At 68.4% G+C, this 15,454-nt stretch carries 13 protein-coding genes; 2 read left to right on the forward strand and 11 right to left on the reverse strand.

What is annotated here, in order from left to right; all coding sequences use genetic code 11:
• Window positions 1-163: 163 nt before the first annotated feature.
• The 7 genes from N7640_RS22795 to N7640_RS22825 form a co-directional block, all read right to left on the reverse strand.
• Window positions 164-757, reverse strand: coding sequence for a FlgO family outer membrane protein (locus N7640_RS22795; protein ID WP_220811425.1), 594 nt, complete (start codon window positions 755-757; stop codon window positions 164-166).
• Complete coding sequence (locus N7640_RS22800) at window positions 754-1,476, reverse strand: hypothetical protein (protein WP_279904229.1); 723 nt, start codon at window positions 1,474-1,476, stop codon at window positions 754-756. Before N7640_RS22800 ends, N7640_RS22795 begins: the two co-directional genes overlap by 4 nt.
• Before the next feature lie 200 nt (window positions 1,477-1,676).
• Window positions 1,677-2,612, reverse strand: a complete 936-nt coding sequence (locus N7640_RS22805; protein ID WP_279904230.1) for an NAD-dependent epimerase/dehydratase family protein — start codon at window positions 2,610-2,612, stop codon at window positions 1,677-1,679.
• A gap of 9 nt (window positions 2,613-2,621) precedes the next feature.
• Complete coding sequence (locus N7640_RS22810) at window positions 2,622-3,452, reverse strand: sugar nucleotide-binding protein (RefSeq protein ID WP_279904231.1); 831 nt, start codon at window positions 3,450-3,452, stop codon at window positions 2,622-2,624.
• On the reverse strand, window positions 3,338-5,635 hold the full coding sequence (locus N7640_RS22815; RefSeq protein ID WP_279906239.1) for a neutral/alkaline non-lysosomal ceramidase N-terminal domain-containing protein: 2,298 nt from the start codon (window positions 5,633-5,635) through the stop codon (window positions 3,338-3,340). The genes N7640_RS22810 and N7640_RS22815 overlap by 115 nt, the downstream gene beginning before the upstream one ends.
• 356 nt (window positions 5,636-5,991) lie before the next feature.
• Window positions 5,992-7,350 (reverse strand): DUF1329 domain-containing protein, encoded by a 1,359-nt coding sequence (locus N7640_RS22820; RefSeq protein WP_220811415.1) that lies wholly within the window; start codon window positions 7,348-7,350, stop codon window positions 5,992-5,994.
• Between the two features lie 13 nt (window positions 7,351-7,363).
• A complete protein-coding gene (locus N7640_RS22825; RefSeq protein WP_279904233.1) occupies window positions 7,364-9,163 on the reverse strand; it encodes a DUF1302 domain-containing protein in 1,800 nt (599 codons plus the stop codon).
• 172 nt (window positions 9,164-9,335) lie between these two features.
• Here N7640_RS22825 and N7640_RS22830 point away from each other — a divergent pair, with 172 nt between their 5' ends.
• Window positions 9,336-10,370: an AraC family transcriptional regulator gene (locus N7640_RS22830; RefSeq protein WP_279904234.1), complete on the forward strand. Its 1,035-nt coding sequence runs from the start codon at window positions 9,336-9,338 to the stop codon at window positions 10,368-10,370.
• Window positions 10,371-10,523: 153 nt separating this feature from the next.
• Here the strand turns inward: N7640_RS22830 and N7640_RS22835 are convergent, their stop codons facing one another.
• From N7640_RS22835 to ycaC, 4 genes are all read right to left on the reverse strand, one after another.
• Complete coding sequence (locus tag N7640_RS22835; protein ID WP_279904271.1) at window positions 10,524-11,738, reverse strand: DSD1 family PLP-dependent enzyme; 1,215 nt, start codon at window positions 11,736-11,738, stop codon at window positions 10,524-10,526.
• Window positions 11,739-11,810: 72 nt separating this feature from the next.
• On the reverse strand, window positions 11,811-13,205 hold the full coding sequence (locus tag N7640_RS22840) for a D-arabinono-1,4-lactone oxidase (RefSeq protein ID WP_279904235.1): 1,395 nt from the start codon (window positions 13,203-13,205) through the stop codon (window positions 11,811-11,813).
• A gap of 1 nt (window position 13,206) precedes the next feature.
• Window positions 13,207-13,587, reverse strand: a complete 381-nt coding sequence (locus N7640_RS22845) for a c-type cytochrome (RefSeq protein WP_279904236.1) — start codon at window positions 13,585-13,587, stop codon at window positions 13,207-13,209.
• 202 nt (window positions 13,588-13,789) lie between these two features.
• Window positions 13,790-14,404 carry an isochorismate family cysteine hydrolase YcaC gene (ycaC, locus tag N7640_RS22850; RefSeq protein WP_279904237.1) on the reverse strand — a complete coding sequence of 205 codons (615 nt, stop codon included), beginning with the start codon at window positions 14,402-14,404 and terminating at the stop codon, window positions 13,790-13,792.
• Between the two features lie 156 nt (window positions 14,405-14,560).
• Here ycaC and N7640_RS22855 point away from each other — a divergent pair.
• Window positions 14,561-15,454: LysR family transcriptional regulator (locus N7640_RS22855; protein ID WP_279906241.1), on the forward strand; the 894-nt coding region annotated here is incomplete at its 3' end.

A 15,454-nucleotide genomic window follows, 5' to 3' on the forward strand; every position in this document is an offset into this window, starting at 1 on the left:
GACCCCGCAACGTGTAGGGCGGGTTAGCTGCTTGCCTGCATAACCCACCGGCGGTGCCGCGGTCGATTGCGCTGGTGGGTTTCTATTGATATTGCAGGCAAGCCGTTTCCGCAGGGCAGTTGTCTGTAACACGCAACGGGGACATCTTGATGCCTGTCCCTGCCTACCTTGCCGGATAAGCAGCCGGCCACTCCGTATTGCGCCAGCCGCGCAGCAGGAGCAGACGGGTCTCGTCGTCCAGAGGCAGGCTGTAGTCGTAGGCGGCCAACACGATGCCGCGCTGGGGTCGAATCACTTTCAGGTTGATATAGACCCGGTCGCGACTGACGGCATAGGTCCCCACGATCACCGCCTGCGCGTTATGGCTGCTGATCAGGTCTCCGACCTCGCGGCTCAGCATCAGCTCGGCCTGATCCCTCAGCATGTAGGCGCTGTTGCGCAGCTTCATCTCGACCATCGGATAGCCCGCCATGGTGAAGCGTGCAGAAATCTGGTCCGTGGTGAGGCGGCCAAAGGTCGATGACCTGTCCAGGGCGTCGATATTGACCAGCGTGCCGATCAATATCGCGCCCTGCTTGAGCGGGAGGCTGTAGCGCAGCTGCTCCAGCAAGGATTCGGCGGCACGGTAGTTGGCCCGGACCAGGGGCGTGCTGGACTCCTCCCTGGCGGCCTGGGGGCGAGTCGGGGAAACGCCACAGCCCTGCAACAGCAGGCCACCCAGCAGGGAAACAACAATCAGCGACGATCGAAGGTTCATAGGCCCGAACCTCCGACGACCGGGACGTTGACGCCCTGCCATCCCGGTGCGTAAAGGCGCCACTCGGGGTCCACGGTGTAGTAGGCATCGGACACCCGGGCGTAGTAGCGGTGCTGATCCGATACGGTCGTATTGACGACCAGCTCTATCTCCGGCGTCGGGCCTCTGGCGAACTCGGAGTGAAACCATTCGGCGGCATCCAGGCCACCCGCGGCCGCGACCATCGCCGCGCCCGGCGATACGCTGCGGTAAATGCCGCGCAGCACCCACAAGCCACTGGTCAGGGTCGTCGCGGTACCGACATAACGGTACTGCAGGCGATTCGGCGAGAAGCGCACCGGTTCGGCATCCACCTCCACCACCAGAACACCGGCGCCGGTGTTCTGCTTGTGCACCGGATAGCCGGCTCTCAGAAGGGAAGTGATGAGCTGCTGGCTGAATACCCGGGCAAACGGACTCTGTGTCGCAGGCTGGCTCACATAGAGTGGTCGGTCATCCGGCAACGAGCGGATCAGTTGCCTGGCGGTGTCATCCGCGATCAGCTGCCAATGGGAGGCGGCCTGGAGCTTCTCCTGCTTGGCATGGGGAAAATTGACAGCGACAGGAACCGGGGTGAAAGGCGTTGTACAACCTGCAGCAAACAGTGTGGAGGCGAGCAACCCGGCGCTGACGGCTAACCGGCAGGCGGGCATCGGAGACAATCCAAGTCGTTTATCCATTGGAAACAGCTCATAGACTCAAGTGGTATTCGACGATCCCTTGCGGCATGCCCTGGGCAACTGGCAGGCATGCGCTGGCAGTTGGCATGTGTGCACTGAACCTATCGGCAACTGGAGGGAAAGCTTGATACGACAGTGCCATCACCAACCGCGGCGGCAACGCTCCGACGTGGCAACGCCACGCCGTTCTCCCGAGGGATTCACCCGCCCTGCTTGAGGAGCCGGGCCAGGCCTTCCTGCAGGGGCGTGGCGGGGGCCAGCCGGTAGCGCTCGCGCAGCAGGCGGTTGTCCGCCCGCGAGTGTCGGATGTCGCCGGCGCGGGCCGCGCCGTGGGTCACTTCGGGCAGGCCACCGAGCACCTGGCGGATGGCGTCGAGCAACTGGTTGAGGCTGACCGACTGGCCGTGGCCGACGTTCACCGCGTCCGGCTGCACCTGGGCCTCACCCAGCGCCTGCATCAGCAGCGGCACCAGGTCGGCGACGTAGAAGAAATCGCGGGTCTGCTCGCCGTCACCGAACACCGTGATCGGCCTGCCGGCCAGGACGCGCTCGGTGAAGATGCTGATCACCCCCGAATAGGGCGAGGACGGGTCCTGGCGCGGGCCGAAGATGTTGAAGAAGCGGAACACCGCCGGCTCCAGCCCGTGCTGGCGGCGGTAGAAGTCCAGGTAGTGCTCGCTGGCCAGCTTGTCCGCGGCGTAGGGGGTGAGCGGCGCCTTGGGTGTGTCCTCGGCCACCGCCACGCCCTCGCCGTTGTTGCCGTACACCGCCGCGCTGGAGGCGAACAGCACCCGCCGCACGCCGGCCTCGCGCATCGCCTCGCAGAGGTTCAGGGTGCCGACGAAGTTGCTCTGGTGGGTGCCGACCGGGTCGTCCACCGAGGCCTGCACCGAGGCCACCGCGGCCAGGTGGGCCACCGCGGCGCAGCCGGCCACGGCGCGGCGCACCAGGTCGGCGTCGGCCACGTCGCCCTCGATCAGTTCCAGGCGCGGGTCGTCCAGCGCCAGGTTGCCGCGCTTGCCGGTGGACAGGTCGTCCAGCACGCGCACCCGGTGGCCGGCGGCCAGCAGGGCGTCGCAGAGGTGGGAGCCGATGAAGCCGGCGCCGCCAGTGACCAGGATCAGGGAGTCGGACATGGGATTCACTCAGGCACGGCGGTAGAAACGGTCCAGCAGCGCCGGCAGGCCGGCGCGCCACGCCCGCGGCTTGATGCCGAAGGTGTGCAGGATCTTCTTGCAGGCCAGCACCGCGTGCTGCGGTTCCTCGGCGGCGTCCGGCCGGGCGGCGTGGGCCTGGGCACTGATCTCCTGCACCTTCAGCGGATGCAGGCCGCGCGCTTCGCCGAGCACCGCCTGGCCCAGGGCCAGCGGCGTGGTGGCCTCGTGGCCGCCGTAGTGGTAGATGCCCCACAGCGGGCTCTGGCAGTCCAGCTGCTTGAGCACGGCGAGGATCACCCGCGCGGCGTCGTCGACCAGGGTCGGGTTGCCGCGGCGGTCGTCGGCCAGGATCAGCTCCGGCTCCTGTTCGGCCCGGCGCAGGAAGCGGCCGAGCAGGCCATCGGCGCTGTCGTCCAGCAGCCAGCCGAAGCGCAGCAGCACGTGGCGCGGGCAGGTGGCGCGCACGCACTGCTCGATGCGCAGCAGGGCCTGGCCGCGCTGGCCCAGGGGCAGCGGCTCGTCCTTCTCGCTGTAGGCGGTGGCGCGGGCGCCGTCGAACACCCGGTAGCTGGAGGGCTGCAGCAGCAGGATGCCGTGGTGCTGGCAGAGTTCGGCCATGCGCTCCATGGCCCGCTCCTGCTGGGCGAAGCGGCGCTCGTCGAAGGCCTCGGACTGGAACCAGTCGAAGTAGTAGGCCAGGTTGATCAGCGCGTCGGGGCGGGTCTCGTCGAGCAGCTGGGTGAGGCTGGCGGTGTCCCAGCCTCCTTCCGGCGGACGCGGGGTGAGAAAGCCGATGTCTTCCTCGGCCCCCTGGCGCACCAGCGCCTGACCCAGGGCGTTACCCCCTCCCAGCAACAGCAACCGCATTCGCATAGTTCAGAACGAGACCCGAAAGACAGACGAAGCCCGGCCACGGCGGTGGCGGGCGGAAAGTGGGCATTCTGCGGGTTTCGCGGCGGATCGTCACTACCGGGCCGGGACGCGGGGTCCCGGCCCGGCGCTCTCATTGCACGGTGAAGCTGCGGCTGGCGCCGGAGAAGGCGCTGATCCGGCCGGTCACCGGCGCCTTGCTGTCGCCGTAGTGGACCAGGCGATACTCGCCAGCCGGGGTGCCCTCCGGGATGGTCCAGCGCAGCGTGGCCTGGGAGGTGCCCCAGAAGCCGTCCTTGCGCAGCCAGTGGTACTGGGTGCTCCAGTCGTTGTCGCGGGCGACCACTTGCCACAGGCCGTTCACCTTGCGCTGCACCTCGAGGAAGGTGCCCTCGGTGCGCAGGTTGTTGCGCGGGTGTCCAGAACACCGCCTGGGCCGTCTCGCCGACGCGGTACTGCGCCTTCGCGTCCGTCACTACCTGGCCGAAGCGCTTGCCCACCGGCGGGTTGTCGTAGACCACCCCGGGCAGGAAGTTGTGCTGGTCGTTGCGCAGGTCGCGCGGCGCCAGGGTGCTGATCACCGCCTGCTGGTCGCGCAGGGCCACGGCCATGTCGTGGAACACCTGCTGGTAGGCGGCCAAGGTCCAGCGCCCGAAGTGGGTGGAGCCGCCCTCGTAGTGCTGCACGTCGTACTCCTCGGCGGTGGTGACGTAGCCGGCATAGGCGTTGGACAGCCCGGCCACCACCAGCCACGGGTCGTCGCCCAGCGCGCCGCGCACGGTCTCGCGCAGGCGCCGGCCGGCCATCACGGTGAACTCGCCGGGCACCGCCAGCAGGGCGAACTGGCCGATGCGCAGGATCGACGCCGGCAGCACCTCAGGGCTCCAGGGATAGGGCTTGAACGCGCTCTGCTGGAGGATGATCGGCTTGGGCGCGTGGCAGGCCTTGTCCGCCTCGGTGGGCGGGGTGAGGGTCTGGGTGATCAGGTTGAGCAGCGGGTTGGTCTCCACCGTGCCCTCGTCAACGCCGTCCAGCCCGCGACCGTCCTCGGTGCCAGCGGCGAAGGCGTAGCCCAGGGCGGCGTTGCAGGTGTTGCGCTCCTGGCCGCCGCCGAACTCCGGCCGCACGCGGATCTTCGAGTAGTTGTTGTACTGGTGGCGGAAGTCGACGGCGCCGGTCAGCTGCAGGCTGGCGCCCTGGTACAGCGCCAGGGCCTTGTCGAACTGGCGGTCGCCGATGATCTCGGTGTTGCGGAACTGGTCGCGGGTCGGCCCGGTGCCGTCCAGGTTGAGGTTCGGCGTGGTGTCGGCGTGGTTGCTCTGGGCGAAGGAGGCGACGAAGTCCGGGTTGCCCTGGGCCCTGGCCAGCTCCTCGAAGCGCCATTCGGCGCGGCCCTTGTTGTCGCTGGTGAGCAGGGTGTTGGTCTTGTTCATCGACACCGGATGCACGGCGAACCAGCTGATCATGCCGGCGTCGCGGTCGCCCTGGCGCAGGCGCAGCACCACCATCTCCGGGTCGATCGAGCTGCCGTAGCGGGCGCGTTCCTCGGCCGGATTGTTGTCGTAGGCCGGCTGCGAGCGGTTGATGCTGGTGTCGTACAGCTCGCCGCGGTTGATCAGCACGTGGCCGGGCCGCAGGTTGGCGTGGGCCTCGGCGACGGCGGCGACGATGCCGTTGACCTGGGCCTCGAAGTTCTCCTTGATGAAGCCGAAGATGGTCACGTTGTACAGCGCGTAGTGCGACTGCCCGCCCGCCGCGCCGTGGGTGTGGGTGGCGCTGAGCACCACGTTCTGCTCGGTGTAGCGCTCGCCGAAGCGCTGCCGCAGGCGCTCGACCACCGCCTGGTTGACCGACTGGAACAGGGCGCCGGCGTCCACGTTGACGAACACCACGGCCGGCCCGTCGTTGGGCTGGGCGATGATATAGGCGCGGGCGTACTGGCGGTTGTGGATGCCGCTGCTCTTCTGCGCGGGGTCGGCGTAGCCCATCATGCCGACCTCGGCGGCGGCACCGGTGACGTCGTACTTGCCGACGCCGATCAGGTAGTTGTCGCTGTAGGCCAGGGCGACCAGGGGCAGGAAGCCGAACAGCACGGCCAGGAATGACGATAACGCTCTTCTTGTTGTTTTCATGATTCAGCACCTCGAGCCGGAGGCTCTTGCAAGACTGCAATCGGTGGCTTGAACTCAGCCGGTGGGTTTCTCGGTCGGCCCGGGCTCGCGGCGGCAAAGCTCCGCCCTGCGGCGTTGCCGCAAGCCCGAACCCCCAAGCTGGAAATACCGTCATGGAAAAACAGCCACGCCGCCCCCGGCGTGGCCTATCTGCAAACAGCGCTCCTACAAAGGAGCAGCAACTACCGTGGGAGCGGCCTTGGCCGCGAAGCTTCGGCCCTGTCGCGGCCAATCGGAATGCCGCCCAGTCGCTCCCACAAGAGCGACAGCCTGGTTCTCGACGCCATGGCGCCAGAACTACGCTGCCGCTTCAGCCCCTACTGGGTACCCTTGCGCCGCAGGCTGGCGGGGGTGAAGTAGCTGTCCGGCGGCGGCGCCAGGTGGAACTGGCGCGGCGCCTTCTCGTTGTTGCGCAGGCCGATCACCGTGTAGCTGCGGGCGATCAGGTCGTGGAACACGATATTCACCGGGGTGATCACCGGCACCTCGTAGGCGTTCTTGGTGAAGGCCAGGTTGACGTGCCACAGCTCGCCGCGGGCGTCGTAGTTCTCCACCATCAGGGCGTACCAGCTGTCCTCGTCGAGGTAGAAGCGGCGCTTGGCGTGCACGTGGCGCTGGCCCGGGCGCAGGGTGGCCTCGACCACCCACACGCGGTGCATCTCCCAGCGGGTCAGGTCGCTGTTGAGGTGGCCCGGCTTGACCAACTCGCCGGCCTTCATGCCCGGCTTCTCCATGGCGTAGTTGTGGTACGGCACCAGCAGCGCCTGCTTGCCGACCAGCTTCCAGTCGTAGCGGTCGGTGGCGCCGTTGTACATGTCGGTGTCGTCGGCGTAGATGCCGTCGATCGGCGTGTCGTAGGCCAGGGTCGGGGCGCGCCGCACGCGGCGCTGGCCGGGGTTGTAGATCCATGCCGAGCGCGGCTCGGCGACCTGATCGATGGTCTCGTGCACCAGCAGCGCGCGGCCCACGTCACGCGACGGCGGCAGCAGCTCGCTGGCGAAGTAATAGAGGCGGTTGCCCAGGCTGTCGGCGTCCTTCTTCGGGTTGTAGTAGTTGGACAGCAGCTGGATGCGCTCGCGCAGCAGCGAGTAGCTGCCGCTGGTGGTGACCTGTGCGGTCACCGCCACCTCGTCGGTGTAGCGCGCCTGCCAGCGGGCGATGTGGTTCCAGATCGCCTCGCGGCCATCGGCCGGGATCGGGAACGGGATGCCGCCGTAGGCACCCACCAGGCCATAGCCGGAGCCGCCCAGCTCGGCCTTCTGCGCGTTGACGGCAGTGTTGCGGTAGATGTCTTCCGGCGCGGCGAAGCTGCGATGGCTGGTGTAGACCGGCAGCTTGAAGGTCTGCGGGTAGGCCTTGAGCAGCGCCTTGACGCCGTCGCTGAGGTTGGCCGCGTCGGCGTCCATGTTGCCGGCGTCGATCACCCGCAGCGGCTTCTCGTCGGCGTAGGGGTCGACGTGAAAGCTGCCCGGGCCGCCGTAGCCGGCCGGCGCCTGGGTCATGCCGCCGGTCCACTCCGGGATGCCCTTGGCCGCGTCGCCCTGGCGCTCGGCGCCGAAGGGGGTCAGCGCGCCCTCGAGTTGTGCCGCCTGCTCGGCGCTCACCTTGGCCTGGGCCGCCAGGGGCAGCAGCAGGCCGAGGGAGAGCAGGACGGAGGTGAATGCGGTTCTGGTCATGTGGTTTCCACCGTCAGAAGGAGTAGGAGACGTTGAGGGCGACGTGATCGCGGTCGATCAGCGCGTTGTCCTTGCGCGCGCCCCAGAACGAGGTGTAGGCCAGCTTGCCGGCCAGCTTCTGGCCGTACTTGGCGCCCAGCTCGACGGTGGCGGACTTACGCCCCTGGATGAAGTTCTCGTTGAGCGCGGGCGAGGTGCCGGACACGTCCTGGCGGAAGGTGATCCCCGGCATCAGGTCGAAGTTCGGCGTCACGTCCTGGATCAGGCCGGAGAGGTTCACCGTGTAGCCCCAGGCGAAGGAGTCCAGGTACTCGTAGTTGACCGTGTCGAGCAGGCTGCCCGGCACATGGTTGAAGGCCACCTCGGCCAGCACCATCAGGTCGTCCAGGCCGGCGGTGGGGCCGAAGGCGTGGATGGCCGAGACCGAGCCGGTGTACAGCTCGTGGCGCTTGTACAGGTCGATGCCGCGGCGCGGGTCGTTGGCCGAGCCGTCGCCGAACTCGCCCAGGTCGATGCTGCCGCCACTGGCGCCGCCAGCACCCAGGGCGCCCTCGGCCATCTGCTCCAGTTCGTAGGTCATCGAGGGTTCCAGCGGCGCATTGGGCCGGTAGGTCAGCTCGCCGGCCAGGCTGGTGTCGCCGAGGGTGCCGGACACGCTGAGACCGAACAGGCGGATGTCCTCGGGGTAGATGAAGTCGTAGTAGCTGCTGTCGAGCAGGGCCAGGCCGTCCACCAGCGGCACCGAGGCCGGGTCGAGCAGCTGGGCCAGGCCGCACAGGTCGGCGAAGCGTCCGCCGCTGCCGGCGCTGCAGGCCATGGACTGGCCCTTCTGCATGCGCAGGAACGGCACCTTGCTGTGGTAGTTGAGGTAGTAGAGGCTGAACTCGGTGTTGTTCCACTGCTCCACCAGGTAGCGCAGGGCGAAGCCGTACTGGCCGTCGTCGCGGGCGTCGTGCTCGCGGCCGTAGCGGGCGCCGGCGACGATGCCGTTCTCGCCGTTGAGCCCCGGCACCAGCTCGGCCAGCGGGCCCAGCTCGTTGCGCAGGTCCACCAGCACGCCGTTGCTGCCCTTGCCGAAGTAGTCCTGGTTGTTGAGGAAGGCGCCGGTGGGGATCAGCTCGTGGCCCTTCCACTCCAGCCCGTAGAAGGTCTCGAAGTTGAGCGAGTCGGTCAGGCCGAGCTGGGCGGAGACCATGTTGGTCGGCAGCAGGGCGTCCTTGAAGCTGGCGTTGGGCAGCACCACCCGGCCGATGTCCACCGGATTGATCACGTTGAGGCCGTCGGCATAGAAGATGCCCTCGCCCCAGTTGATCACCTGGCGGCCGAACCGCACGCTGACCGGCATCTCGCCGATGTAGCGGTTGGTGTAGAGGTAGGCGTCGAGCAGGCGCGCACGGTGGCCTGCGCGGTTCTTCAGGTCCGAGGGGTAGCGCTCGTCGCTGTCGGTGTTGTGGGTGTCGAAGCCGTCGCCGCTGGGGTCGTGGTCCATGATCTGGGTGTCGTACCAGGCGGTGCCGCGGACGAACAGGCCGTCCTGCTCGGTACGCACGTGCAGCTCGGACGTCAGCTTGAATTCATTGGAGACGAACCCGGTGTCGTAGTACTCGCTGCCGTCGTTGTTGTTGGCGAAGATGTTCTGCCCGCCGCGCTCGATGCGCTCGGGCGAACTGGTGCGGTACACCGACGTGAATTCGACGACGCTCTCGAGAGAGGTCGTCAGATCGGGACCGGTCTCGATCTCGAAAGCCTGCAGCTGCGTCCCCCACAGCCCAAGCCCAATTGCCAATGCCACCTTGTTTTTGTTGTATGACATATGCACCTCCTGAGTCCCGATGAAATTAACGGCAACAAAAAAGCCGGCATGGGGCCAAAACGGACAAAAAGGAGGGCTCAAGAGGCCTGTCACATTTTCAAACACTTTCATCGCGCGGTATTTGCGGCACACTGCCGGGCAGCCATCTTCGGGCAGTGAGGGATGCACAGGCATGAAACCCATCGTCGATCCGCGCTATTCGGAAGCCTCGGCGCCGCCGCAGATTTCCCGCTTCCTGCTGCAGCACGCGGTCGCCTGCGGCCATGACCCGGCGCTGCTGTGCCGTGGCCTGGGCTTCGCCCCGGAGGATCTGAAACGGCCGGACTACCGCCTGTCCTTCCGGCAGAGCTACCAGCTGGTGCGGCGCGCCCGCCAGGTGCTGGGCGACAGCGGCCTGGGGCTGACGGTCGGCAGCCGGCAGACGCCGGTGTCCTGGGGGCTGGTCGGCCTGGCCATGCTGGCCTGCCCGGACCTGGGCACGGCGCTGGACCTGGGGCTGCGCTACCAGTGGCACATCGGCAGCCTGCTCGACTACCGCATGGAGATCGTCGGCGGCCAGGTGATGTTCTACGCCACGCCGCGCTTCTTCGACCCGGACGTGGCGGTGTTCTACCTGGAGGAGGCGTTCTCCAGCAGCCTGGCCATCGTCCGCTTCCTGGCCGGCGCGGACCTGGTCGCCAGCCGCATCGAGGTGCAGTACCCCGCCCCGCCGCACGCGCAGCGCTACGAAGAACTGTTCCGCTGCCCGCTGCGCTTCGCCAGCGAGCACAACCTGATGCAGTTCCCGGCCGCCTGGCTGGAAATGCCACTACCGACCCGAGACGACTACGTGGTGGCCGAGGCCTGCATGCTGCTGGACGGGGCGAGCCGGCACGAACAGGGGCTGAGCGACCTGATCGAGACCATCGAGCGCGAAGTGCGCAAGAACCTGGAGGCGCCGCCGTCGCTGAGCCAGCTGGCCAGCCAGTTGAACCTGAGCGAGCGCACCCTGCGCCGGCGCATCGGCGACGCGGGCCTGAGCTATCACGGAATCGTCGACGAACTGCGCCGGGCACGTGCGCTGCAGCTGCTCGGCCAGCGCGACAACCGGCTGATCGACGTGGCCTGCGCCACCGGCTTCAGCGACGTGCGCAACTTCCGCCGCGCCTTCAAGCGCTGGACCGGCGTGACCCCGCGCACGGCGAAGCAGCGTATCGCCCAGGAGTGAGCCGCGACGGTGCGCACGGCGCACCCTACCCAGGTCTGCCCGAGATCGTAGGGTGCGCCGCGCGCACCGATTGCCGCGTCACCGTAGGAGCGAGCTCTGCTCGCGAACCAAGCATCTTCGCGAGCAGAGCTCGCTCCTACGGCGCCACGACCATCAGGACTCCTGATACACCGGCCAGCGCTCGACGATGCGGCCGCCGCGCACCGCCAGCAGGTCGCCGAATTGCAATAGCACCGACTCGCTCTGGGTCGGCCGCAGGAACACCTGGTCGTCCACCCCCAGCCCCACCGCCGGCGAGCCGTTGACCAGTTCCTGGTTCGAGCTGCGCCCGTACACGCCGCTCAGCTGCAGCCCGGCGGGCGAGGCGAAGTCGGCCTGCCAGTTGCCGCCATAGATGAAGAAGGTCTCGCGCTGGTTGACGTCCCACCAGGAGAACAGCCGCGACTTCTCGTCCAGCGCCGGGATGCGCAGCGCCCCGGTGCGCTTGAGCACCGGCGTGGCGATGTATACCGCCGGCACGTGCTCGGCCAGCGAAGGCAGGTCGTAGTGGCTGGGCTTGAGCAGGCCGGTGCCGATGGCCACCTCGGTGCTCAGCGACTCGCCCTCGTGGGCGCGGTAGCTGGGGCTGCCGGCGGTGTTCAGGGTCAGGCCCTCGCGCCACAGGGCGGGGAAGCGCTGGCGCGTGAAATCCACATGACCCTGGTACAGCGCCATCACCTTGGCCAGCAGCTCGTCCTGGGTGCCGAGCAGGTCCGGCAGGTTCATGCCGACGAACGGGTCGTAGCCCATGAAGCCGGCGAATTCCAGGTGCTGCGGGTTGTCCGCGATCAGCTGCAGCAACTGCCCCAGCGCCTGGGTGTCGTGCACGCCGCCGCGGTGCAGGCCGACGTCCAGTTCGATGTTGATGCGCAGCCGCGTGCCCAAGCCTTGAGCCAGCGCCAGGTACTGCCCCAGGCGCTCGGGGGTGTCGATCAGCCACTGCAACTGGCGGGCCGGGTCGAACGGGCCGCGGTGGCGCTCGTAGAACAGCTGCGCCGAGCGCACCGGCAGCGGCTTGCCGAGCAGGATGTCGGCCTCGGGGAACAGCCGCGCGTCGTGATTGAGGAACGGCTGGTGGAAGGACATCAGCCGCCGGGTGCCGATACGCTCGCCGACGTAGCGCAGCAGATCGGGCGCCGGCAGGGACTTCTCCACCAGACGCAGATGCTTGCCGCTGCGCGCGAGGAACTGGCGTATCACCTCGATGTTGTGGTCGAGCCGGTCGAGGTCGATCACCAGCGCCGGGCGCATCGGCCCATTGGCCTTCAGCTCCTGGTTCAGCGCCTGGAAGTAGGCGTCGTGCGGCTGGCCGTGATCGCGCGGACGCAGCCACGCCGCGGCCAGCAGCCCGCCGGCGCCCAGGCCGGCCAGTACGAAAGAACGTCGCTTCATCACCACTCCTCAAGCAAGGCCGAAGATGCCGGCCAGGTGCGCGTTGACGAAGCGGCCGCGCGGGTCCAGCGCCTGGCGCACCTCGGTGAACTCCTTCCAGCGCGGGTACAGCGCTTCGAGCTGGCGCGCGCCCAGGCTGTGCAGCTTGCCCCAGTGTGGCCGCCCCTGGTACTTCCAGAAGATCGGCTCGATCGCGGCGAAGAAGTTGTGATGGTCCATCGCATAGTGCTGGTGTACCGAGATCGCGCAGCTGTCGCGCCCCTCGAACATGCTCAGGGGAATGTCGTCGGCCTTGACGTAGCGGTACTCGATGGGGAACCAGGTGCGCAGGTTGCCGTCGTCGATGCGCTTGAGGATCTCGCGCAGGCAGGCCGGGCCCTGCTCGGCCGGCACCGAGTACTCCATCTCGTTGAAGCGCACGTTGCGCACGTTGGCGAAGACTTCGTAGGAGTCGTCCACCCGGTCCTCGAAGCTGGCCAGGTGGCGCATGTTGTTCAGCAGGCTGCGGCGCAGGTCGGGGAAGTCGCTCAGGTACTTGTCCAGCCCCTCGATCAGCCCGACGAAGCCGTTGCCGCCCTCCTCGTCCGGCGGCAGCGGCGGCGTCTCCGGGTCCTCGGTCTCGTTCAGCGCCACCGACAGCGCGTAGTCGGAGTGGGTGACCACCAGCATCTCCCAGTGCTGGTTGTCGCGCGTGAGGTTGTCGATGTCCTCCAGCAGCTCCTCGGTCTTGGCGATCCACTGGCGCTCGCGCAGCCGGTAGGCGCGGCGGTTCTGCAGGCGCACGCGGGTGACCACGCCCAGCGCGCCGAGCGACACCCGCGCGGCGTCGAACAGCGCGGGATTGTTCTCGCGGCTGCAATCGAGCACGTCGCCGGCGGCGCTGACCAGCTGCAGACCGCAGACCTGGGCGGAATAGGAGCCGAAGTCGACGCCGGTGCCGTGGGTCGAGGTGGCGATCGCCCCGGCCAGGGTCTGGTAGTCGATGTCGGCCATGTTGATCAGCGCCTGTCCGACCTCCTTGAGCGGCGCGCCCATCTGCGACATCGGCGTGCCGCCGGCGAACTCGGCCTGCAGGGTCTGCGCGTCATGGCCCAGCAGCCCGGAGAAGTGGCTGAGCGACAACAGGGTGCCGTCGGTGGGCACCAGCGCGCTGAAGGAATGCCCCGAACCGACCGGGCGGATCTTGCCCGGCGCCTGGCGGATGGCCTGGATCAGCTCGTCCAGGTTCTTCGGTGCCAGCCGCTCCAGCGGCAGGCAACTCTGCGCGCCGGACCAGTTGCGCCAGGGGATCGGCCGCGACGCGAGCGCCGGCTCCGCCCACAGCGAGCGGGCCGGCAGCGCCAGCACGGCGCCCAGCAGGCTGGCGCGTTGCAACAGTTGGCGGCGGGAGAACGGCTGGCCCATGTCAGCGGCCCTCCGTCGGCGTTGCCGACATGAATTCGATCAGCGCCTGGAACTCCTCCGCCGAGCACTGCATGCACAGCCCCATCGGCGGCATGCCCTGGAAGCCGTTGATGCTGTGCTCCAGCAGGGTATCCATGCCCTTGGCCAGGCGCGGCGCCCAGGCCGCGGCGTCGCCGGTCAGCGGCGCGCCGGCGGAGGGGTTGGCATGGCACTGCCGGCAGCTGGCGGCATACAACTGGGCCAGCGCGGCATCCGCCGGCATGGCCTGCGGATCGCCCGCCCGCGCCTGCGCCCCGCCCTCGTCGCCACAGCCCGCCAGCAACGCGCACAACCCCAGCCCCAAGGCCCGGTTGCGCCAGCCACTGGCAGCCCTCCGGCTCAAGCCCCGCCCTGCCTGCATAGTCCCCTCCGAACGCCGGTTCATCACGATGCCGCTCACACTAGAGCAGCGCCGTCCGGCGCATGAGGTCCCAAACGGCCAGCGAAGAACCTGAAAACGGTCAAGGCAATCGGCGGGATTGCGGCCGTGGACCGCCAGTGAATCCGGGAGGTCGGGGACGGCCCGGGCCGCCCCCGTGCGCGTCTCAGCGCTGGTTGAAGCTCTGGATCAGGTTGGCGTAGGCCGGCAGGTGGCCGCCGAGGATGCCGCCGAAGCCCTCGATGTCGTTGCGCCAGTCGCGGTGCAGTTCGCCGCCCACGCTGAACCAGTTGACCAGCTGCGCGCCGGCGTGGGCCATGCGGGTGAGTGCTGCGTCGCGCACGCTGGTGTTGAAGGTGCCGGATGCGTCGGTCACCACGAACACGTCGTAGCCGGCCTCCAGCGCCGACAGGGTCGGGAAGGCGACGCAGACGTCGGTGACCACCCCGGCGATGATCAGCTGGCGGCGGCCGGTGGCCTTGACGGCGGCGACGAAATCCTCGTTGTCCCAGGCGTTGATCTGCCCGGGACGGGCGATGTAGGGCGCGTTCGGGAACATCGCTTTCAGCTCGGGCACCAGCGGGCCGTTGGGGCCGGTCTCGAAGCTGGTGGTGAGGATGGTCGGCAGCTTGAAGAACCTGGCGATGTCGGCCAGGGCCAGCACGTTGTTCTTGAATTCGTCCGGGCTGTAGTCGCGCACCAGCGACAGCAGGCCGGCCTGGTGGTCGATCAGCAGCAGGGCGGCATCGTCCTTGTCCAGACGCTTGTAGGTGAAGGGCATGGCGGTATCTCCGAAGGCTGGGTGGAAGGAATTCCAGGCTAGACCAGCGGCCCGCAGCCCACAGCCCGCCCATCGGCGAAATGGCTTTTCGCCCGGCGCGAACAATCGCGGCGCGCGGGGAGGCTATGCTGCGCCGATCAACCGCCAGGAGGCCGCATGAAACTGGACCTGCAGGAAATCGAAACCTTCCTCCGCGTCGTCGAGCTGGGCAGCGTCAGCCAGGCCGCCCAGCGCATGGGGCTGTCCAAGTCGGTGGTCAGCAAGCGCCTGAGCGACCTGGAGAAGCACCTCGCCACCCGCCTGCTGCACCGCTCCACCCGCCGGGTGACGCCCAGCGACACCGGCCTGCAGTTCTACGAGCAGGCGCGCCAGGCCCTGGCGCAGCTGACCGAGGCCGCCGAGACGGCCGCCAGCAGCGAGAGCGGCCTGCGCGGCCACCTGCGCCTGCAGGCGCCGATGAGCTTCGGCACCCTGTGGCTGGCGCCGCTGCTCGCCGAGTTCATGGCCGAGCAGCCGGAGCTGCGGGTCGACCTGCAGCTGGACGACCGCATCCTCGACTTCGAGCGGGAAGGCTACGACCTGTGCATCCGCATCTCGCGCCTGGGCGACAGCGCGCTGATCGCCCGCAGGCTGGCCGCCAGCCCGCGGGTGCTCTGCTGCAGCCCGGACTACGCCGCGCGCCACGGCGTGCCCGCCAGCGCGGCGGAAATCGCCCGTCACCCGGGCATCGGCTACAGCAACGTCAGCACCGGCCAGGTCTGGACCTTCAGGTCGGAGAGTGACGGCGAGCCCTTCAGCCTGGCGCCCCAGGGGCGCTTCACCAGCAACAACGGCGAGATCATGTGCGAGATGGCGGTACGCGGCCTGGGGCTGGCGGTGCTGCCGCGCTTCATCGCCCAGCGCGCGCTGGACAGCGGCGCCCTGCGAGAGATTGACATCGGCGCCACGCCGGTGGACGACGACATCTACGCCCTGTACCCGCGCGCCGGGCGCGGCTCGCGCAAGGTGGCGGCGCTGTGCGACTTCCTCCAGGCCCGCCTGGCGAGCGCG

It is taken from the genome of Pseudomonas sp. GD04015, from assembly GCF_029837675.1.
GTDB lineage: Bacteria > Pseudomonadota > Gammaproteobacteria > Pseudomonadales > Pseudomonadaceae > Aquipseudomonas > Aquipseudomonas paralcaligenes.

Coding starts and splice junctions, on each gene's coding strand:
- N7640_RS22805 (WP_279904230.1), bottom strand. CDS start 2,612: ATGTCCGACTCCCTGATCCTGGTCACTGGCGGCGCCGGCTTCATCGGC.
- N7640_RS22825 (WP_279904233.1), bottom strand. CDS start 9,163: ATGTCATACAACAAAAACAAGGTGGCATTGGCAATTGGGCTTGGGCTG.
- ycaC (WP_279904237.1), bottom strand. CDS start 14,404: ATGCCCTTCACCTACAAGCGTCTGGACAAGGACGATGCCGCCCTGCTG.
- N7640_RS22800 (WP_279904229.1), bottom strand. CDS start 1,476: ATGGATAAACGACTTGGATTGTCTCCGATGCCCGCCTGCCGGTTAGCC.
- N7640_RS22820 (WP_220811415.1), bottom strand. CDS start 7,350: ATGACCAGAACCGCATTCACCTCCGTCCTGCTCTCCCTCGGCCTGCTG.
- N7640_RS22795 (WP_220811425.1), bottom strand. CDS start 757: ATGAACCTTCGATCGTCGCTGATTGTTGTTTCCCTGCTGGGTGGCCTG.
- N7640_RS22830 (WP_279904234.1), top strand. CDS start 9,336: ATGAAACCCATCGTCGATCCGCGCTATTCGGAAGCCTCGGCGCCGCCG.
- N7640_RS22815 (WP_279906239.1), bottom strand. CDS start 5,635: ATGAAAACAACAAGAAGAGCGTTATCGTCATTCCTGGCCGTGCTGTTC.
- N7640_RS22840 (WP_279904235.1), bottom strand. CDS start 13,205: ATGGGCCAGCCGTTCTCCCGCCGCCAACTGTTGCAACGCGCCAGCCTG.